The organism is Tessaracoccus flavescens, assembly GCF_001998865.1.
GTDB classification, from domain to species: Bacteria; Actinomycetota; Actinomycetes; order Propionibacteriales; family Propionibacteriaceae; genus Arachnia; species Arachnia flavescens.
The window spans coordinates 3,283,129-3,301,445 of sequence record NZ_CP019607.1 but is presented as its reverse complement, the minus strand read 5'-3'; the positions used below and the strand labels follow the sequence as shown (position 1 = coordinate 3,301,445).

Annotated in this window: 17 protein-coding genes and 5 pseudogenes; 5 read left to right on the top strand and 17 right to left on the bottom strand. The window is 68.2% G+C overall.

Annotated features, from left to right (window positions below; translation table 11 throughout):
* Nucleotides 1–187: 187 nt before the first annotated feature.
* Nucleotides 188–958 (bottom strand): DUF8017 domain-containing protein, encoded by a 771-nt coding sequence (locus tag BW733_RS15960; RefSeq protein WP_077352038.1) that lies wholly within the window; start codon nt 956–958, stop codon nt 188–190.
* A gap of 551 nt (nt 959–1,509) precedes the next feature.
* Between BW733_RS15960 and BW733_RS15955 the strand changes: the two genes are divergently transcribed.
* Nucleotides 1,510–2,709, top strand: a complete 1,200-nt coding sequence (locus tag BW733_RS15955) for an MFS transporter (protein WP_077352036.1) — start codon at nt 1,510–1,512, stop codon at nt 2,707–2,709.
* Nucleotides 2,710–2,750: 41 nt separating this feature from the next.
* On the opposite strand, the gene trpA is transcribed toward BW733_RS15955, so the two are convergent.
* The 8 genes from trpA to BW733_RS15915 are packed head-to-tail and all read right to left on the bottom strand — an operon-like array spanning nt 2,751 to nt 8,814.
* Entirely contained in the window at nt 2,751–3,599 is an 849-nt protein-coding gene (trpA, locus tag BW733_RS15950; RefSeq protein WP_077352034.1) for a tryptophan synthase subunit alpha, read from the bottom strand.
* Nucleotides 3,596–4,831 carry a tryptophan synthase subunit beta gene (gene trpB, locus BW733_RS15945; RefSeq protein ID WP_077352032.1) on the bottom strand — a complete coding sequence of 412 codons (1,236 nt, stop codon included), beginning with the start codon at nt 4,829–4,831 and terminating at the stop codon, nt 3,596–3,598. Before trpB (BW733_RS15945) ends, trpA begins: the two co-directional genes overlap by 4 nt.
* A 3-nt stretch (nt 4,832–4,834) precedes the next feature.
* The gene (gene trpC, locus BW733_RS15940; protein ID WP_077352030.1) at nt 4,835–5,620 is read right to left on the bottom strand and encodes an indole-3-glycerol phosphate synthase TrpC; all 786 of its coding nucleotides are present in this window, start codon (nt 5,618–5,620) and stop codon (nt 4,835–4,837) included.
* A complete protein-coding gene (locus BW733_RS15935) occupies nt 5,617–5,823 on the bottom strand; it encodes an HGxxPAAW family protein (RefSeq protein ID WP_077352028.1) in 207 nt (68 codons plus the stop codon). The genes trpC and BW733_RS15935 overlap by 4 nt, the downstream gene beginning before the upstream one ends.
* 40 nt (nt 5,824–5,863) lie before the next feature.
* Nucleotides 5,864–6,271: a hypothetical protein gene (locus tag BW733_RS15930; protein WP_077352026.1), complete on the bottom strand. Its 408-nt coding sequence runs from the start codon at nt 6,269–6,271 to the stop codon at nt 5,864–5,866.
* Nucleotides 6,268–7,758 carry an anthranilate synthase component I gene (locus tag BW733_RS15925; protein WP_237268240.1) on the bottom strand — a complete coding sequence of 497 codons (1,491 nt, stop codon included), beginning with the start codon at nt 7,756–7,758 and terminating at the stop codon, nt 6,268–6,270. The genes BW733_RS15930 and BW733_RS15925 overlap by 4 nt, the downstream gene beginning before the upstream one ends.
* Complete coding sequence (gene hisI, locus BW733_RS15920; protein ID WP_335755082.1) at nt 7,755–8,081, bottom strand: phosphoribosyl-AMP cyclohydrolase; 327 nt, start codon at nt 8,079–8,081, stop codon at nt 7,755–7,757. The genes BW733_RS15925 and hisI overlap by 4 nt, the downstream gene beginning before the upstream one ends.
* Before the next feature lie 34 nt (nt 8,082–8,115).
* Complete coding sequence (locus BW733_RS15915) at nt 8,116–8,814, bottom strand: MOSC domain-containing protein (RefSeq protein ID WP_152024760.1); 699 nt, start codon at nt 8,812–8,814, stop codon at nt 8,116–8,118.
* A gap of 54 nt (nt 8,815–8,868) precedes the next feature.
* Here BW733_RS15915 and BW733_RS15910 point away from each other — a divergent pair, with 54 nt between their 5' ends.
* Nucleotides 8,869–9,477, top strand: coding sequence for a TIGR03085 family metal-binding protein (locus tag BW733_RS15910; protein WP_077352022.1), 609 nt, complete (start codon nt 8,869–8,871; stop codon nt 9,475–9,477).
* A 161-nt stretch (nt 9,478–9,638) separates the two neighbouring features.
* Nucleotides 9,639–10,838, top strand: coding sequence for a tryptophan synthase subunit beta (gene trpB, locus BW733_RS15905; protein ID WP_077352020.1), 1,200 nt, complete (start codon nt 9,639–9,641; stop codon nt 10,836–10,838).
* 253 nt (nt 10,839–11,091) lie between these two features.
* Here the strand turns inward: trpB (BW733_RS15905) and BW733_RS15900 are convergent, their stop codons facing one another.
* The 4 genes and pseudogenes from BW733_RS15900 to BW733_RS15885 all read right to left on the bottom strand — a co-directional run.
* Nucleotides 11,092–12,105: a tyrosine-type recombinase/integrase gene (locus tag BW733_RS15900; protein WP_077350747.1), complete on the bottom strand. Its 1,014-nt coding sequence runs from the start codon at nt 12,103–12,105 to the stop codon at nt 11,092–11,094.
* Between the two features lie 138 nt (nt 12,106–12,243).
* Nucleotides 12,244–13,039: pseudogene (locus BW733_RS15895) on the bottom strand (ISL3 family transposase); the annotation flags it as partial.
* A gap of 116 nt (nt 13,040–13,155) precedes the next feature.
* Nucleotides 13,156–14,622, bottom strand: a complete 1,467-nt coding sequence (gene ltrA, locus BW733_RS15890) for a group II intron reverse transcriptase/maturase (RefSeq protein ID WP_077352018.1) — start codon at nt 14,620–14,622, stop codon at nt 13,156–13,158.
* A 590-nt stretch (nt 14,623–15,212) separates the two neighbouring features.
* A pseudogene (locus tag BW733_RS15885) lies at nt 15,213–15,732 on the bottom strand (transposase); the annotation flags it as partial.
* Nucleotides 15,733–15,956: 224 nt separating this feature from the next.
* On the opposite strand from BW733_RS15885, the gene BW733_RS15880 reads away from it, so the two are divergent.
* Both BW733_RS15880 and BW733_RS15875 read left to right on the top strand, forming a co-directional pair.
* Nucleotides 15,957–16,640 (top strand): Hsp20/alpha crystallin family protein, encoded by a 684-nt coding sequence (locus BW733_RS15880; RefSeq protein WP_077352016.1) that lies wholly within the window; start codon nt 15,957–15,959, stop codon nt 16,638–16,640.
* Complete coding sequence (locus BW733_RS15875; RefSeq protein ID WP_077352014.1) at nt 16,637–17,164, top strand: general stress protein; 528 nt, start codon at nt 16,637–16,639, stop codon at nt 17,162–17,164. The genes BW733_RS15880 and BW733_RS15875 overlap by 4 nt, the downstream gene beginning before the upstream one ends.
* 32 nt (nt 17,165–17,196) lie before the next feature.
* On the opposite strand, the pseudogene BW733_RS18040 reads toward BW733_RS15875, so the two are convergent.
* The 4 genes and pseudogenes from BW733_RS18040 to BW733_RS19915 all read right to left on the bottom strand — a co-directional run.
* Nucleotides 17,197–17,346: pseudogene (locus BW733_RS18040) on the bottom strand (IS3 family transposase); the annotation flags it as partial.
* 26 nt (nt 17,347–17,372) lie between these two features.
* Nucleotides 17,373–17,564, bottom strand: a complete 192-nt coding sequence (locus BW733_RS19615; RefSeq protein WP_237268239.1) for a hypothetical protein — start codon at nt 17,562–17,564, stop codon at nt 17,373–17,375.
* A 53-nt stretch (nt 17,565–17,617) separates the two neighbouring features.
* Nucleotides 17,618–17,779: pseudogene (locus tag BW733_RS19920) on the bottom strand (formate dehydrogenase accessory sulfurtransferase FdhD); the annotation flags it as partial.
* Nucleotides 17,780–17,868: 89 nt separating this feature from the next.
* Nucleotides 17,869–18,066 (bottom strand): annotated as a pseudogene (locus BW733_RS19915) (formate dehydrogenase accessory sulfurtransferase FdhD); the annotation flags it as partial.
* Between the last annotated feature and the right edge of the window lie 251 nt (nt 18,067–18,317).

Below are 18,317 nucleotides of genomic sequence, written 5' to 3'. Positions count from 1 at the left end.
GACCTCCTCTGATCGGGCGGGCACGCTGACGCCCGAGCGCCAGCGGGGAAACAGTAAGGCCCCGGTTTTGGCGCGACCAACCCAGTTCAGGTCCGTGCGAATTCTCTTCGCATAATTGTTACGCGGTCGAAACATGGGCCGGCGACGAGGCGTTTCGATGCGCTCGACGTCACGTAAAGACCGCCGCTCACCTCGGCGTCGCGAGGGTGGCGAGGATCTGTCGCTCGGAGGCCTGCGGGAGCGACTCGGGATCGCCGATGTGCGAGATCGCCACCATGGAGTAGAAGCCGGCTCCGTCTACCCGGGAGGCGACGCTGCACCGGATGGCGGGGGTGTTGCAGGAGTATTCGTCCGAATACATGGGCACGAAGGAGACCGTCGCGAGGCTCCCCTCCACGCCGTCGTCGAAGGTGAAGGGCTCCAGAGTCGGTTCGGGCACCTCGTAGTAGTCACCCTCCCACTCGGTGTTGCGCAGTTGGGCCCAGTTGCGGGCCGCCTGGAGCGTGACGTCCGCCGGATCCGCAGGGGTGTCGGCGACCTTCTGCAGCAGGACGGCGCTCCAGTAGTCGCCCTGGCACTGGCCGTCGCGGTCGAACGAGACCTCGCCGCCGACCACGAGTTGGTGCATCGTCTCGTAGCCCATGATGAGGCCGTCCTTGTAGGTCCACCCAGCCGGGATCCGGTAGCGCCCACGCGAGAGCCCGTCGACCTCGACCCAGCCGTCGAGCTCGCTCGGGGTCGGCTCGGCGCTCGGCCACGCCTGTTCGGGCGTCGCGTCGGGTCGCGCCACCGGAGGCCGCGACTCTCTCGGCTCGGTGGCGAAGGGGTTGCTGTTCTGCGGGTCGTCCGGCCGGTAGCCCGGGTTGATGCCGGTCAGGTCGCTCCATTGCGCGGCCGGGCTCGCGGTTCCCGGGTGGTCGGCACGGGTGTCTGGCCCTGCGGCCCGGTCCTCGGCCACAGCAGGAAGGCCACCAGACCGGCGAGAAGGACGCCCACGATGACGAGCACCTGCCACGTGAAGGGCGGATGCCGCGGCGGCACCGGCTGCCTCCACGCGTCCGGCGGTGGCGTCGCGCCGCCTTCAACCGGCCCCTGGGCCGCTGGCTGCCACCCATCGGCCGGCCTCTCCCGCGGGCCCGCTGCGGGTGGGGTGACGGCCCCGGCGGAAGGAACTCCGGTCGGTCCTTGGGAGGCTGGCTCAGCGGGGAAGGCTAGCCCGGACCGGATCAGGTGCTCCGGGCGAGCGCCGCGATCATCCCGCGGCCTTCTCTCCGGGGGCTCGGACCCGCGCTCTGTCGAGCTCCTGGCGATCGCCTGCCAGGAGAGCCCCTACGCGCTGGTGCGCCGCCACCTCGGTAGCTCGCGGGTGGTGCCGGACTGGCTCGACGACGTGGTGCGCGTCAGCTCGTCGGCGATCCTTGGGCTCGGCCCGGGGACGGGCGATGACAGGCCGTCCTGCGCCAGAGGCTAGGCTGACGGTTCTGCCTACCGAGAGAGGGCGCATCCCGCGTGTACGCACTGCTCCTTGCGATCATCTACGTCGCGTTCATCAGCCTCGGCCTCCCCGACTCGCTCGCAGGGGCCGGCTGGCCCGTGATGCACGGCGACCTCGGCGTCCCGGTCTCCTTCGCGGGCATCCTGACCACGGTGATCGCGGTCGGCACCATCGTCTCAAGCCTGCTGTCTGACCGCCTGACCCGCCGCTTCGGAGCCGCGATGGTGACCACGGTCAGCGTCGCGCTGACGGCCACCGCCCTGCTCGGCTTCTCCAACTCATCGACGTTCTGGGCGCTGTGCCTGTGGGCGGTGCCCTACGGCCTGGGGGCAGGGGCCGTGGACGCCGCGCTCAACAACTACGTCGCGCTGCACTACTCGTCACGGCACATGAACTGGCTGCACTCCTTCTGGGGGGTCGGCGCGTCGATCAGCCCGTTCATCATGAGCTACGCCCTCTCCGGGGGCGGTCACTGGACGGGTGGGTACCGGATCGTCGGCATCATCCAGGTGGTCCTGACTGTCCTGCTGATCGTGTCGCTTCCGGTGTGGAGGAAGGTCCATCCCCCGCTGCTGGAGCACCACGAAGACGCCCCGCCGATGTCGAAACCCCTCAGCCTCGCCGCGACGCTGAGGCTGCCTGGGGCGCCGCAGATCCTGATCGCCTTCTTCGCCTACTGCGCGCTCGAGTCGACGCTGATCCTCTGGTCGGCCACCTATCTCGTCGTGGACCGTGGCGTCGCTCCCGCGACGGCAGCGGCGTTCGCGTCGTTCTACCTGCTCGGCATCACGGCCGGACGGTTCCTCAGCGGCTTCATCGCGGACCGGATCGGGGATCGCGGCATGATCCGCTACGGCGGCCTGCTCGTCGCGCTCGGCGTCGTCCTGATCGTGCTCCCCCTCCCGACGAACGCCGTCGCGCTGGCCGGGCTGGTGATCGCCGGCTTCGGCAGCGCCCCCGTGTACCCGGCCATCATCCATTCAACCCCGACGAACTTCGGTCGCGAGAACTCGCAGTCGGTGATCGGCATCCAGATGGCGAGCGCCTACCTCGGCGTGACGCTGATGCCGATGCTCTTCGGCGCGCTCTCCGGCTGGCTCGGCCTGTGGCTCCTGCCCGCCTACGTCGGCGCGCTCGTGCTGCTCATGCTCGTCATGTCCGAGGTGGTGAACCGGATCGTCGACCGGCGTGCGCTGGTCGACGCGACGGCGTGAACCTGGCGCGGCGCGGGTGTCACCTCTCCGAGCGCTCGCCGTCAGCGGCGCGAGCGCTCCACTCCACGGGCGAGTTCGCCTGCGAGGGTGCGGAGCCGGTTGAGGTCGCCGTCGAGGTCGACGCCGTCGGAGTCGAGGCACTTCAGCAGCGCGGAGCCGACGATGACGAGGTCGGCGAAGGCGCCGATCTCGGCCGCCTGGTCGGCGTTGCTGACGCCGAGCCCGATGCCGACCGGCAGGCCTGGGTCGACGGCGCGGGCGCGCTCGACGATGACCGGGGCCGCGTCGGAGGTGGCAGAGCGGGTGCCCGTCACGCCCATCACGCTCGAGGCGTAGACCCAGCCGCGGCACGACCCCATTGTGAGTCGGATCCGCTCCTCGGTCGAGGACGGAGCGATCAGGAACACGCGGTCGAGCCCATTGGCGTCGCTCGCCTCGAACCACTCGGGGCAGTCGTCCGGCGGCAGGTCGGGGGTGATCGCGCCCGCACCGCCCGCAGACGCCAGGTCGCGGGCGAACCGGTCGACGCCGTAGGCCTCGATCAGGTTCCAGTAGGTCATCACCATCGGGGTCGCGTTGGTCGCCGCGACCGCCTCGACGGCGGCGAAGGCGTCACGGGTACGCACTCCCCTCGCCCGCGCCTTTGTGGTGGCGTGCTGGATGACGAGGCCGTCCATCAGCGGGTCGGAGTACGGAATGCCGATCTCGACGAGGTCGACGCCGCGCCCCTCGGTCCCCTCGGTGATGGCGCGCACGGCCTCGATGGACGAGGCGACGCTCGGGTAGCCGACGGGAAGGTAGCCGACGAGCGCCGGGCGGCCCTCGTCCAGGCAGCGGGCGACGACCTGCCCGGAGACGCCCAGCCGCTGCGCATCGGTGAACTGGCTCATTCCATGCCTCCGACGGTCTTGTCCGGCTCTCCTGCGAGGCCGAACCACTCGAAGGCGGTGGCCACGTCCTTGTCGCCGCGACCGGAGAGGCACACGAGGATCGTCGGCCTGGCCTGCGGGTCGGACTCGGCGAGCCGCAGCCCGAGCCGCTTGGCCCCCGCGACGGCGTGGGCCGACTCGATGGCCGGGATGATGCCCTCGGTGCGGGTGAGCTGCTGGAACGCGTCCATGGCGTCGGCATCGGTGACCGGCTCATAGACGGCGCGGCCGGTGTCGGCGAGCCACGCGTGCTCGGGGCCTACCCCCGGGTAGTCGAGCCCGGCAGAGATCGAGTGCGACTCGATGGTCTGGCCGTCCTCATCCTGGAGCACGTAGGTCCTTGCGCCGTGCAGCACGCCGGGAGTGCCCGCGGTGATCGTCGCCGCGTGGCGCCCCGTGGAGATGCCGTCGCCCTCGGCCTCGAAACCGTAGAGCTTGACGTCCTCGTCCGGGATGAAGTCGGCGAACATGCCGATCGCGTTCGACCCTCCGCCGACGCAGGCCGCGACGTAGTCGGGCAGCGCGCCGTAGGCGTCCAGCATCTGCTGGCGGGCCTCGGTCGAGATCACGCGCTGCAGTTCGCGCACGAGGTACGGGAACGGGTGCGGACCGCCGACGGTGCCGATCAGGTAGTGGGTCGAGTCGACGGTGGTCACCCAGTCGCGCATCGCCTCGTTCATGGCGTCCTTGAGCGTGCGCGAGCCCGCGGCGACCGCGTAAACCTCGGCGCCGAGCAGCTGCATGCGGGCCACGTTCAGGGCCTGCCGCTTCGTGTCGACCTCGCCCATGTAGACCCGGCACTCGAGGCCGAGCAGGGCGGCGGCCGTCGCCGTGGCGACGCCGTGCTGGCCGGCTCCGGTCTCGGCGATGACGCGGGTCTTGCCCATCCGCTTGGTGAGCAGGGCCTGGCCGAGCACGTTGTTGATCTTGTGCGCGCCGGTGTGGTTCAGGTCCTCACGCTTGAGCAGGATCCGCGCGTTGCCGCACTGTCGGGAGAAGTTCGCCGCCTCGGTGATCGGGGTGGGTCGACCCGCGTAGTCCTTCTGCAGCTTCTCCAGGTCCGCATGGAACGTGGGATCGGCCATCGCCTCGTCGAAGGCGACGGTCAGTTCGTCGAGGGCCGCCTGCAGCGCCTCGGGGACGAAGCGGCCCCCGAAACGTCCGAAGTGGCCGACACTGTCTGGCTGGCTCATGCCTCAGCCCTTTCCGGCCGCCATGAAGTCCCCGATGGCGGAGCGCGGGTCGCCATGCTTGACGAGCGCCTCCCCGACCAGGATCACGTCGGCCCCTTCCGCGGCCAGCCTGGCCACGTCTTCGGTGCCCCCGATGCCGGACTCGGCAACCTTCACGGCGCGGTCGCCGATGCGCTCGGCGAGGCCGGAGAAGGTGGCGAGGTCGACGTCCAGGGTCTTGAGATTGCGGTTGTTGACGCCGATCAGTTCCGCTCCGACGTCGAGGGCGCGGTCGACCTCGTCCTCGGTGTGCGTCTCGACGAGCGCCGTCATGCTGAGTTGGCGGGTGAGCGCGAGGAACCGGCTGAGGTCGTCGTCGTCGAGCGCCGCGACGATCAGCAGCACAAGGTCGGCGCCGTGGGCGCGCGCCTCGTAGAACTGGTAGGCGTCGACCATGAAGTCCTTGCGGAGCACCGGCACGTCGACCGCAGCGCGCACCGCGTCGAGGTCGGCGAGGCTGCCGTTGAAGCGGCGCTGCTCCGTGAGGACGGAGATGGCAGCGGCGCCGCCGTCTGCGTAGGACGAGGCGAGCTCTGCCGGGTCGGCGATGTCTGCGAGATGGCCCTTGGAGGGTGAACTGCGCTTCACCTCGGAGATCACTGCCAGTTCCGGTGCCCGGAACCGCGGCATGGGGTCCAGCGCAGGCGGTGCGGTCTGGGCCGCCTCGATCAGCTGATCGAGGGTGATCTCAGCCTGCCGCCGCTCGAGATCGAGGCGAACTCCGTCGATGATGTCGTCGAGGACGCTCACGGCTGGCCGTAGCCCATGGCCTTCATGACCATGGTGGCGAGCAGCGCGAGCAGAATGATCGCGCCGCCGACGATCGTGATGACCCAGTTGGGGCCGGTGAGCGAGCCGATTGCGGCCACGACGAAGCCGATGGCCGCGATGACCGAGCCCGTCCAGGCGGCAGGGCTTCTCCCGTGGTGGTAGTACTTCGGGGTTTGCGCCATGAGACCAGCCTTCCAGGAGCGATCGGATGTGCGGATGAGCCTACCCTGACTTGTCACCGGGGTGTGAACCCTGTTCATCGGTCGGATCGTCGCCCTCGTCCATGGCCTTCCAGTAGTCGACCTGTACCTCACGCTCCCTGCGCTGGCGCAGCCTCCACCCCGGTCCCCATGCGATGAAGCCGAGCGCCGCCACCCCTGCGACCGCGAAGCCCGCCACAGGCACCCACTGGGCACTCTGCACCCCCCACACCACTCCCCCGACGGCGAGGGCGACGAGCAGCATCCCGACGATGCGCAACCCGAAGCCGCGCAGCATGAGGCTGAGCCCGATGCCCGCGAGCAGGGCCCAGGCGAGCGAGGCGAGCGGCGCCCCAGCGCTCTGCGCGGCGAGCCCCGCGACCAGGGCCCCGGCCGCGGTGAGCAGGGTGACCGCCCAGCGACCGGTCATGTGCGGGCCATCGCTTCCGCGCGGCCGATGGCGGTGACCACCGCGCGCGCCTTGTGCTGACACTCGGCGTCCTCCAGCGCGGGATCCGAGTCGGCGACGATGCCGGCGCCCGCCTGCACATGGGCGACACCGTCCTTGATCAGGGCCGTGCGGATGGCGATCGCGACGTCGGCCTTGCCTGCGAAGTCAAAGTAGCCGACGACGCCGCCGTAGAGGCCGCGCCTGCTGACCTCCAGGCGATCGATGATCTCCATGGCGCTGACCTTCGGAGCCCCGGAAAGCGTCCCGGCGGGGAAGCAGGAAAGCACAGCGTCGAGCGCGGAGTGTCCGGGGTCGATGCGCCCGGACACCTCCGCCTCCAGGTGCATGATGTGCGAGTAGCGGTGCACCTTCGCGAACTCGTGGACCGTGACGCTGCCCGGCTCGCTGATCCTGCCGAGGTCGTTGCGTCCGAGATCGACCAGCATGAGGTGCTCGGCCTTCTCCTTCGGGTCGCTGACCAGTTCCTCCGCGAGCCTGCGGTCCTCCTCCGGGGTGGCGCCCCGTGGCCGGGACCCCGCGATCGGACGCGTCGTCGCGACCCCGTCGTCGACGGTCACCAGCGCCTCGGGGCTCGACCCGACGACGTCGAAGCCGGGCAGCCGCAGCAGATAGAGATAGGGGCTGGGGTTGGTCAGCCGCAGCGCCCGGTACACCTCGAGCGCGTCGGCGTCGGTGGGGATGTCGAAGCGCTGGGAGAGAACGATCTGGAACGCCTCCCCCGCGCGGATCTCCTCCTTCGCCTCCTCGACGAGCGCCCGGTACTCCTCGGAGGTACGTTGGCGCTGGATGGTGGGCAGGTGCCTGGGACCCTCCTGGCAGGCCAGGCTGACCCGCGGCTGGCGCAGCTGCTCCGCCATGGCCTCGACTGCGGCGACCGCCCCGTAGTAGGCGCGTTCGACGCCCTCGTCGGTTCCGTCGAAGTTGATCGCGTTGGCGATCAGCCACAGCTCACCCTTGTGGTGGTCGACCACGGCGAGCTCGCTGGTCAGCATCATCACCAGCTCGGGCAGCTCCAGGTCGTCGACGGTGCTGTCGGGCAGCCGCTCGAGGCGACGCACCACGTCGTAGCCGAGGTAGCCCACCATGCCGGAATGGAAGGGGGGCAGGCCGTCGATCGGCTGGGTGGCCAGTTCCTGCAGGGTCTTGCCGAGCACCTGCAACGGGTCCCCGTCATCGGGGATGCCCACCAGTTCGCGGCCGAGCCACTGCGCGCGTCCGCCGGTCTCGGTCAGCGTCGAGGCGGTTCGCACGCCGATGAACGACCAGCGCGACCAGACCCCCGCATCGGCCGACTCGAGCAGAAAGGTCTGCTCGCGGGCGCCGCAGAGGCTCTGGTACACGCTCACGGGGGTGACGTCGTCGGCGAGCAGCTTCGCGTAGACGCTGATCACCCGCCGCTGCTTGGCGAGTTCGGAGAACTCCTCGAGGCTCGGCTGGACGATCACTGCGCGTCCTCAGCGGTGAGCGGGCTGAAGAAGCAGGTGCGGTTGCCGGTGTGACAGGCGGCCCCGGTCTGACGGACGGTCACCAGGATGGTGTCGCCGTCGCAGTCGAGGGCGACGTCGACGACTGCCTGATGGTTGCCCGACGTCTCACCCTTGACCCAGTACTCCTGCCTTGAGCGCGACCAGTAGGTCGCCTTCCCGGTGGTCAGGGTCCGGCGCAGCGCCTCCTCGTCCATCCAGGCGAGCATCAGCACCTCACGGGTGTCCTCGTCCTGGGAGATGGCGGGCACGAGGCCGTCTGAGTTGTACCTGACGTTGCGCATGGCCCCATTGTGCCAACAAGGCCACATCCGTCGCTCAGGCGTCCGTCGGCCCTTGCGTCCTCGCCGACTCGTCGTCGACGGTACCGCCGAGCCGCCGCCGAAGCTTTGCCACCCATCGCTCGGGCATCCCCGGCGCGTCCACCAGCCGACGCGCCCCCTCGAGGTCGCGCTTGTCCCGGTTCAGGACCCTGGCCACCTCGCCGACAGTCGGGGCTCCTTCCGGACGCTCGAGCAGCCCGACGGTGTCGCCGACGCCGATCTCCCCCGGTTCCAGGACGCGCAGGTACCAGCCGGCCCATCCGGTGTCCTGGACGCGGACCACGAGGTCGTCGATCCCCCAGCGTCGCGCCAGCTTGAAGCAGGGGTTGCGCGGCTGGCTCACCTGGACGACCGCGGCGCCGATGCGCCAGGTCTCGCCGAGCACAACGACCGTCTCGTCGGTGCCCGGGATGTCGAGGGTGAGGTTCTCGAAGAAGCCGCCCTCGGGGAGGTCCAACCCGATGGAGCGCCAGTCGTCGTAGCGGTGCCGCGGGAAGACGAGCACGGCCTTCTCGGGGCCGCCATGGTTGACGGTGTCGCCGTGCTCATCGCCCGGGAGGCCGAGCGGCCCGAGCGGGACCCGACCCGCGACCTCCTGTTTGATCGCTGCGCTCGGCACGCCGGTGCCGCCCCACGGCTGGGTGACGACCCGCCCGACGCGGACTCCTGCGACCTGCCCGAGAATCTGTTGCACACCGCCACCCTAGCCACCCGCCCCCGGAGGGCGCCGTCCGTCTACGCTGGGGTCATGAGTTTCGCCAAGCGCCAGCGCGCCGCCCTGACTGACCTGCTCGACGAGCTGGGCCCGTTCGCCCCGACGCAGTGCGAGGGTTGGCAGACGCAGGATCTCGCCGCGCACCTGTACGTGCGCGAGCACAAGCTCGGGGCGCTGCCCGGGATCGGGCTCGAACGTTTCGCGGAGAAGACCCAACAGATCCAGAACCGCGCCCTCCATTCCATGGACTATCCGACCCTGGTCGAGGAGATCCGCACGCCCGGCTGGATCATGCGCCCGCTCGACGGGCTGGTCAACACGAGCGAGTTCTTCATCCACCACGAGGACGTGCTGCGCGCCAACGGCCGCTCGCAGACGCTCACCGCCAAGGAGCAGCAGGAGCTGTGGCCACTGGTGCAGGTGATGGCACGTCGGGTCCAGGCGAAGGCGGGCGACCAGCTGCGGCTCACGCGCACCGACAAGGGCGAGGAGAAGCAGATCGGTACCGGCGAGCGGACCATCCACCTCAGCGGGCTGCCCTCTGAGCTGCTGCTGCACCTCACCGGGCGCGACTCCGATGTCGAGCTGGTCGCCGACCCGCCCGTCCTTGACAACTGGCTGAGGTCGCTGCTGTCCCTGTGACGCTCGGCTGGCCCGTGGAGGAACTCGGGGGTCGGCTCGCCATCCTCCTCGATCGGGCAATCCCCTACGGAAGCGGCGCACTCCTGGTCAAGTGAGCGGGGATGACGATCCAGTCTGCGAACCGCTTCCGATCCGCAGGGTCGAGCCAGTAGCATCCGCGCATGACTTCGCTCACCCAGGCCGACGAGGCCGGCTTCTTCGGCGCCCATGGCGGCCGCTTCCTCCCCCCGCATCTCGAGGCGCCGATCGCCGAGGTGGCGGCTGCCTATGCCGAGGCAAAGGATGACCCCGCCTTCCAGGCCGAGTACGAGGCCCTGCTCGCCGACTACGTCGGCCGGCCTTCACCCCTCTTCCTCGCGGCACGGCTGAGCGCCGAACTGGGCGGGGCCAAGATCTACCTGAAGCGCGAGGACCTGAACCACACCGGCGCGCACAAGATCAACCACACCCTCGGCGAGGTCCTGCTTGCCAAGCGGATGGGCAAGAAGAAGGTCATCGCCGAAACCGGCGCAGGCCAGCACGGCGTCGCCCTCGCCACCGCCGCCGCGCTGCTCGGGCTCGAGTGCGAGATCCACATGGGCGCGATCGACATCGAGAAGCAGCACCCCAATGTGGTGCGGATGCGCCTCCTCGGCGCGAAGGTCGTCTCCGTCGAGAGCGGAGGACGCTGCCTCAAGGACGCCGTCGACTCCGCCTTCGGCGTGTGGGCGGCCGACTTCGGCGAGACGATGTTCGCCATCGGCTCGGTGGTGGGCCCCGACCCCTTCCCCTCGATGGTGCGCGACTTCCAGTCGATCGTCGGGCGCGAGGCACGCCGCCAGGTCCAGGAGAAGGAGGGACGCCTCCCCACCGCGCTCGTGGCAGCCGTTGGCGGCGGCTCCAACGCGATGGGCCTGTTCAGCGCCTTCCTCGAGGACGCGGACGTCGCCATCTACGGTGTCGAGCCCGCGGGCAGGAGCCTCGACGCCCCTGGTGAGCACGCCGCGACCATGGCGCTCGGCACGCCGGGGGTGCTCCACGGCATGAAGACCCTCGTGCTGCAGGACGAGGCGGGCGAGCCGTGGCCGGTGCACTCGATCGCATCGGGACTCGACTACCCCGGCGTCGGGCCGCAGCACGCCCACCTGCGCGACCTGGGCCGCGTCAACTACGTCACCGCCACCGACGACGAGACCCTCGAGGCCTTCCAGGTGCTCTGCCGTGCCGAGGGCATCATCCCCGCCATCGAGTCGAGCCACGCGCTGGCCTACGCCATGAAGCTCGCGCCGACCCTCACGGCGGACGACGTGATCATCGTGAACCTGTCGGGCCGCGGCGACAAGGACATCGACTTCGTGGCCGAACGCCTCGGCATGGGGTGAGCTGGCTCGCGGCGAGCGGGGTGTCAGACGGTGTCCGACACCCCGTTCGCACGCTCGGGCCACCGCGAGATCAGCCGCTGGAAGCCTTTTCCGGCTCTTCACAATTCGGGGTGTAGGTGTGGTCTGAATCCGCCGGCTTCGAGGAGTGCGCGGGCGATGGTATGTCGACCTCGGGGTTATGTTGACCGACGTCGTGGGGTGCCTGTTCCAGTGCGGGTTGGGGCCTGAGCCGATCAACATAACCGTGCGGGGTTCAGCGGTTCTTGAGGAACGCGATGAGAGCGTCCGAGGCTTGGTAGCGGGCCGGTGGCCGCTCATCGACGGCGGGGACGCGTTCCAGGGTTCGTCGTTTGAGTTCGAGGTCGGCGTGGAGGTAGATCTGCGTGGTCTGGATGTTCGAGTGCCCGAGCCAGAGCGCGATGCTCGCGGTGTCGATCCCGGCGTGCAGCAGGCTCATTGCGCAAGTGTGCCGCAGCGTGTGGGGCGTGACGTTCTTCTCGGCCAAGGAAGAACACCGTCCGACCGCGGCAGCGGTATGACGGGCGATGAGCTTGCCGACCGCAGCCCTGGTCAGTGGCGTCCCGGCGTGGGTCGGGAACAGTGGCCCGTCCGGTACGGGTGGAAGCTCGCCGAACCAGGCGTTGAGGAGTTGGACGGTGTTCTTCTGGAGTGGGATCACGCGTTGCTTGCGGCCCTTGCCGATGCATTCGAGCTGGCTGTGCGGGCCGATCTGGATGCTGTCGATGTGCAGGCTGGTCAGCTCGCTGACGCGGAGTCCGGTTTGGATGCCCAGGTGCAGCAGGAGCCGGTCTCGGCGCCCGAGCCAGGTGCCGGTGTCCGGGGCTGCGATGAGGGCTTCGGCTTCGGCAGCGGTCAGGAACGACACGAGGGTGGTCTTGGTGCGTTTCGCGGGGATCGCGAGGACTTGGCTGATCGTTGCGATCGCGTCGGGTGCCCGGTAGCTGGCGTAGCTGAAGAACGACCGCAGCGCGGCCCGGCGGGCGTTGCGGGTCGCGGCGGAGTTGCCGCGCTCGGTTTCCAGATGCTGGAGGAATCCGCCGATCAGGTCCGCGTCCAGATCGGCCAGGGTCAACGCCGACGGGGCGATCCCGGTGGCCTGCTGGGCGTAGGTCAGCAGGAGCCGGAACGTGTCGGCGTAGGCAGCAGCGGTGCCCTCTTGCGTGGACCGTTCCCGCAGCAGCCACGCTTCGAACTCGTCCAGCACGTCCCGCGCGTCAGCGCGGCACTGATCACGATGAATCACCATCTTGGTCCTCCTGACCCGAAGCCAGGCGATCCCAACGATCGCCCGGTCAGATCAAGCGAACCCCGACCCGAGCATTCATCGTTATGTTGACCGGATCAGGCCCCAACCCGCACTGGAACAGGCACCCCACGACGTCGGTCAACATAACCCCGAGGTCGACATACCATAGCTTATGCGGAATTCCGCATAAGCTATGTAGTTGGTGAGGTTGCGGAAGCCGAGGGCCAGGCCACGCAGGTGCTCGAGGCGACCGTTCACGGCTTCGGTAGGTCCGTTGCCCGTGCGCGGCCGGTCGAAGTAGGCCAGGACGTCGCAGGCGCGTCTGGTCAGGGTGCGGCCCGAGCTTGCGTAGTTCTACCAACGCCTCAGGCACACTGTCGGCGAGGGCGTCGATCACGGAGCTCATCTCGACGCGGCCGGCTGCCCGGTCGGGGTGACGGTAGGCGGAGATCATGCGCTGGTAGATCCCCCAGGTGCACTCGACTTGCACGTGCCGGTCCCCAGCGAAGAGCTTGTCAAGGCGCTCGTGCTGGCGGTCGGTGAGCAGGTCAGCCCCGGTGTGCAGGGTCCGCCGCGCGGTGTAGAGCGGCTCGCCCTTGCGTCCGCGGTGTCCGTGCAGTTCCTGTTGGACTCGGCGGCGGCACTCATCGAGAGCGTCCCCGGCCAACCGGATGACGTGGAAGGGATCCATAACCGTGACGGCGTCCGGCAGCTCCTCGGTGGTGGCGGTCTTGAAGCCCGCGAACCCATCCATGGCCACGACCTCGATCCCATCGCGCCAAGCCTGGTCCCGCTCGGCCAGCCAGTCCTTGAACGCCTTCTTCGACCGACCTTCGACCACGTCCAGCAGGCGTGAGGGCCCGGTGCCGTCCCGGACCGGGGTGAGGTCGATGATCACGGTGACGTACTTGTCACCGAGGCGGGTATGTCGCCAGTTGGGTCGGCCTGGGGCGCGGTGTCGGGATTGCTCCCGGTCCGTTTCCCCAGGCCGCCCGCCGAACCGGACGTGCGACTTTCACCGCATCCGGCTCTCCATGAGAGAGGGCTGGTTCAGCTGGTGGTGACAGCTGGCCGGTCCCAGGGGGTAGGAATGTGGTAGCCGCGGTAGCGGTACCTGGTCACCGGGACGCTCGCGGCGCCGGTGAACCGTTTCCCGTTGTGAGCGAGGCGCCAGGTTCCGGGCAGGCAGTACCTGCGGCGGAGTTCCGGCCATCCGAGTCGGCGGTGCTTCTTGCGTAGCCATGCCGTGATCCGCTCCCACGTGTAGGAGTCGATCGCGGCGAAGGTTGCTTTGGCCACCGCATACCGGAAGTAGTTCGCCCATCCCCGCAGCACCCGCCCGAGATAGTCCATGAGGTATCCCGGGTCCTGGTGCAGGGTGTTCCTGTAGGTCATGGTCTTCACCCGCTGTCTGATCGAGGCGATCGCCTTCTTCGCGGGCAGGGTGTAGACGTACCACTTGTTGCTGCCTCGTTTCCGCATCCGTCGGATGTGGAAACCGAGGAAGTCGAACCCGTGGTCGATGTGGACCACGCGGGTCTTCTCCGGTGACAGCCGTAACCCCATCGGGGCGAGTACTTCTGCCACCTCGTGACGCAACTGCTCGGCGTGTTCTTGGCTGCCCTTCACCACGATGACGAAGTCATCGGCGTAACGGATCAGCCGGTAGGACGCCTTGCCGTGGTCACGGCGCCAGGCCCGCTTTCCGGCCGTGCCCATCTCATGGTCCCAGCGGCGAGCGAACTCGTCATCGAGGACTGATAGGGCAATGTTGGCCAGCAGCGGGGACAAGATCCCGCCCTGTGGGGTGCCGGTGATCATCCCCTCGGTCGTGCCCACCGTGGTGAGCACTCCCGCTTTCAGGAACGCCTTGACCAGCGCGAGCACCCGCTTGTCACCGATCCTGCACCGGAGCCGGTCCATCAAGGCGGTGTGGTCGATCATGTCGAAACACGCCTCAATGTCGGCCTCCAGCACCCACTCATACGATTTGCTCGCGAAGTGGTGGATCTCGGCGACCGCGTCCTGCGCGCGCCGGTTAGGTCTGAACCCATAGGAGCACGACTTGAAGTCGGCCTCGAAGATGGGTTCCAGCACCAGCTTCAAAGCTGCCTGCACCACCCGGTCGGTCACGGTCGGGATGCCCAACTTGCGCAGCTTGCCGCTGGCCTTGGGGATCATCACCTGCCGCACCGGCACCGGCCTGAACTCTCCAGCCCTCAACTGAGCGCGGAGGTTCCGCAGGAACTCCTCCACCCCGACCCCGGAACTGATCCGTGCCACGGAGACACGGTCCACCCCGGGAGTCTTGGACCCCTTGTTCCCAGCGACGCGTTCCCACGCCATCGTCAAGAACGCCGGATCACACACAAGGTTCCACAGGTCATCGAACCGGCGACCACCATCGGTGGCCGCCCAACCATGCAGCTTGGTCTGCATCCTCCGTACCCCCAGATAGGCCCGAGCATCGCCGGGCCACCCGGAGGCGCCGACATTCACCGGCGCGTCTTCGGACATTACATTCACCTTCTTCTGCTTTCTCTCACTGCCGCCCTTCCCCATGTGACCGGCTTTCCCGGCCTCGGAGTACTACGACGGCTCCGCCCCACCCACACCCTTCGGCAGGCAACGCACCTATCCCCCACCAATGCGGGGAGCGGAATGCGGATGGTTCCCACGTTCACTGCTGTTCGGTTGACGGGCGAGGCGTCCGGCTTTACCCCTGCGGCATCGTCGTGGCTACGCCGTAGACCTTCACCACGACCTGCCGGACCCGACACATACCACCGTTCCGACAGTTCCCCACCCGCCACGACCATCAACGACGGCCCCGACAAGCGGTTACGCACCGCAAACCAGCCCCGATCCACCGGGTTAGAGCTGGGCGACGATCAAGAGGCTTTACGACACCGGTTCCTCTCGTACACCTTCCCGTCTTGCTCACCAGACACGGCCCATCCGGTAGTACTGGACCGTCCTGACTTTGTCACGGCTGCTCCCACCCACCCCAGGCGTTCCCCCAGGACAGGCTGCCGTCAGCTTCACCTGGCCGCTACGACGGCCAACCAATGCAGGTCTCCCACCTCCATCCGATACAACAGCGCCTCGTGGCGCACCACGTGCTCATCGACCCCGACGACCTTGACACCGTCCAGGCGGGTCGGGTCCTCGATGAGCAGACGCCGGCCCTCAGCCAGGACCGCGTCGTTGGCGGTGTTCCACGCCACGCCCAGTCCTTCGGCAACTCGGGCCATCGACAGGTGGCCGACGACGATCCCGACCAGACCCCACCGCAGGCCGGCGCGGGAGATCTTGGCCCGCGGCGGCGCCGCAGCGGTGGTGTTCTGACGCCACACGTGCGAGCACTCCTTGCAGCGGTAGCGGCGCACGGTGAGCACCAGCGTGGTAGGGCGCCACCCGAACGGCTCGTGCGCCAACTCCCTGCTCACCGTGTCACGGGGCACGCCCTGGCAGCCGCACCGCCTGCACCGGTCGTCCGGCTCCACGACCCGGCCCGCCAGCACGGACCGGTCAGGCTCGAGCAGTTGGCCGGTGACCTCCAGACCGAGGCCGTCGAGGCGGGTGAAGGTAGTCAGGTCAGGGCGCGTGAAAGGTAGCGTCAGGCACGTCGAGGCCTTCCGGACGGGTTGTGTGAGAACTCCCATCATCGGAAGACCTCGACCCTCACCCTTACACCGACGCGCCGCCCCAGGTCGCACCACAGCTACACCCTCATCTGTGAAGAGCCCGAAAAACAAAGAGGTAGTAGTTGCCCCCACGGAGTGACCACACTAACATGGACATAGTCTGATACGTCCGACGCCACCCTATCGGGAAGGAATCGATTGACGATGACAACGTCCTCCGATCCTTTCGGCGAACTTGACCGCCTCGCATCGAGCCTTCTGCAGGCTCGTCCAGGACAGCGGCTGATGCTGGTCGACTTGTACCGGGAAGCTGACCGTTACATTCTCACCGCCGACCTGCCCGGGGTCGAACCGGAGTCGGTAGACATCGACGTCGGCGGTCAGTTGCTGACCATCCGCGCCCAGCGCACTGCACCCCGCACCGAGGGAGCCAAGTGGCTCGTTCAGGAGCGACCCGCGGGCACCTACCTCCGCCAGTTCAGCATCGGTGAGGGTGTCGACTCAGCCAACGTCTCCGCCTCCCACGACAACGGCGTGCTCAGCCTGGTCATCCCAGTCAGCGAAAAGGCAAAACCCCGCAAGATTCATGTCCTGAGTCAGCACTCGACTCAGGAGCAACGCCCGGCCGGAGACCCATCGACGAGCCAAAGTCAGCAAGACGACAAGCCCCACACCGACATAGAACATGCCACGGATGAAGGGCACGGAACAACCCAACTCCATGCTTCTCGTTCGCGGCACGCGCCGAAAGCAAACAAGGGGCGACCTTTCCCTGATGCCGAACGGCGCAACACCTGTCCATGCAAGACCGGAAGACGGGCATGCACCCAGCCTTCTGGTCTTAGCACGGTGGTTCATCCAGTTTTCACCGAAGGAGTACGCCCATGACCAGCCCCGAGACCCCTCGCAACAACCCTCCGGAGCAGGAGGCTAATGAGTCCTCGCACACCAATGACCCCCGCTGGAAGCAAACGATCGCGCAGTTCCCTGACTACACCAGCGCGCAGGCAGCGGTTGACCGTCTTTCCGACGCCGGCTTTCCCGTGGAAAGAGTGACGATCGTGGGGCTCGACGTTCGTGTTGTCGAGCACGTACTCGGTCGCTTGACAGGAGGAAAAGCTGCGCTAAAGGGCGCAGCCGCTGGAGCATGGTTCGGTGTTCTGCTAGGCCTGCTGTTCGGGCTGTTCGCCCCCGGATTCGGTTGGCTGGCCATCATGATCATCTCGGTCGCCTCTGGCGCAGTTTGGGGCGCTTTGCTTTACTTCCTTGGATACCTGGCTACGGGCGGCCAACGGGACTTCGACTCACTGAAGACCCTTGAGGCGGGCCACTACGAGGTCCAAGTGGAAGCACCATACGCTGCGGAGGCCGCTCGTCTCCTCGCGGACCAGACCGCCAACCCCCGAGACTGAAAAGGCGTGAAGTGAAGCGCCCTGAGTCTGGGGTAGCCGTGTAGGCGCTGGGTGTCGTGCCAGTGCACCCATCCGAGGGTCGCGAGCTCGAGGTCCTCGACCGTCCGCCACGGTCCGGGACGGGCGGGGCCGCGGACGAGTTCGGTCTTGTAGTAGCCGTTCACGGTCTCAGCGAGGGCGTTGATGCTCCTACAGATCGTCAAGTCGATCAGGCCGCGATTTCGAGCTCTCCATTAACGGGCTTGGCGATGGCGTCCGGGGCCGGCAGCAGGCGGAAGAGCTCGCGAGCGAGGTACCGCTTCAGGCACATGATGATCTCCCGCTTCGACATGCCCTCGGCGGTGCGACGGGCCACGTAGTCGATCGTCGGCTGATGCCAGCACATGCGCACGATGACCACGCGATACAGCGCGGCGTTGGCCTGCCGGTTCCCGCCGCGGTGCCCACCTTGTCCACGGCGTTGTGCCGCCCGACGTCCTCCCGCGCCACGAGGAGCTCCCCCGTCGCCGAGTCGAACAGGGCGGCAGCGTGGAGGCCCCCTGTCTTGTTGAAGCCGGCCTGCTCGGAGCGCAGCTTGTCCGGAAGCGAGACGAGCGTCTCCCGGTGACCGCGCACCGGTCGGAGGCCACGTCGAAGCTGGAACTGGTCTCGACCGCCTCGATGCTCGCCTTCCCGCACAGCCCGCAGGAACTGGTCGTGTAGAACGACCGCGTGATGTCGGTGACGGGCGGCCGCACACCGTCGGCGAGCGCGATGTCGAGGATGTTGTAGGTGTTCTCCTCGCCGCCGGTGCCCGGTCCTCCGCAGTGGATCGCGGAGCGGAACTGCTCGCCCTTCGAGATCACTCCCTCCGACACGAGGAAGCCGGCCGCCAGCTCGACGTCGTGGCCCGGCGTTCGCATCGTCACGGTCAGGGGCGCGCCGGCGAGGCGCAACTCGAGGGGCTCCTCGATCACGAGGGTGTCGGCCCGCCTGTCCGGCGTGCCTGCGATGGTGAGCCTCGTGACCGGCCATCTCGTCGTTATGCGACCCATCTGGCCACTGTAACTGCCTTGTGACACCGTAGGCCGGTTCCACCAGCAGACGATGCCGAGCCCGCCTCCGGCCCCGAGATCAGCGCCCGATGTGCCCGTCCGGAAGCTCCACGCGCCGG

Coding starts and splice junctions, on each gene's coding strand:
- trpA (WP_077352034.1), bottom strand. CDS start 3,599: ATGAGCCAGTTCACCGATGCGCAGCGGCTGGGCGTCTCCGGGCAGGTC.
- trpB (WP_077352032.1), bottom strand. CDS start 4,831: ATGAGCCAGCCAGACAGTGTCGGCCACTTCGGACGTTTCGGGGGCCGC.
- BW733_RS15935 (WP_077352028.1), bottom strand. CDS start 5,823: ATGGCGCAAACCCCGAAGTACTACCACCACGGGAGAAGCCCTGCCGCC.
- BW733_RS15930 (WP_077352026.1), bottom strand. CDS start 6,271: ATGACCGGTCGCTGGGCGGTCACCCTGCTCACCGCGGCCGGGGCCCTG.
- hisI (WP_335755082.1), bottom strand. CDS start 8,081: ATGCGCAACGTCAGGTACAACTCAGACGGCCTCGTGCCCGCCATCTCC.
- BW733_RS15910 (WP_077352022.1), top strand. CDS start 8,869: ATGAGTTTCGCCAAGCGCCAGCGCGCCGCCCTGACTGACCTGCTCGAC.
- trpB (WP_077352020.1), top strand. CDS start 9,639: ATGACTTCGCTCACCCAGGCCGACGAGGCCGGCTTCTTCGGCGCCCAT.
- BW733_RS15900 (WP_077350747.1), bottom strand. CDS start 12,105: ATGGTGATTCATCGTGATCAGTGCCGCGCTGACGCGCGGGACGTGCTG.
- ltrA (WP_077352018.1), bottom strand. CDS start 14,622: ATGTCCGAAGACGCGCCGGTGAATGTCGGCGCCTCCGGGTGGCCCGGC.
- BW733_RS15880 (WP_077352016.1), top strand. CDS start 15,957: ATGACAACGTCCTCCGATCCTTTCGGCGAACTTGACCGCCTCGCATCG.
- BW733_RS15875 (WP_077352014.1), top strand. CDS start 16,637: ATGACCAGCCCCGAGACCCCTCGCAACAACCCTCCGGAGCAGGAGGCT.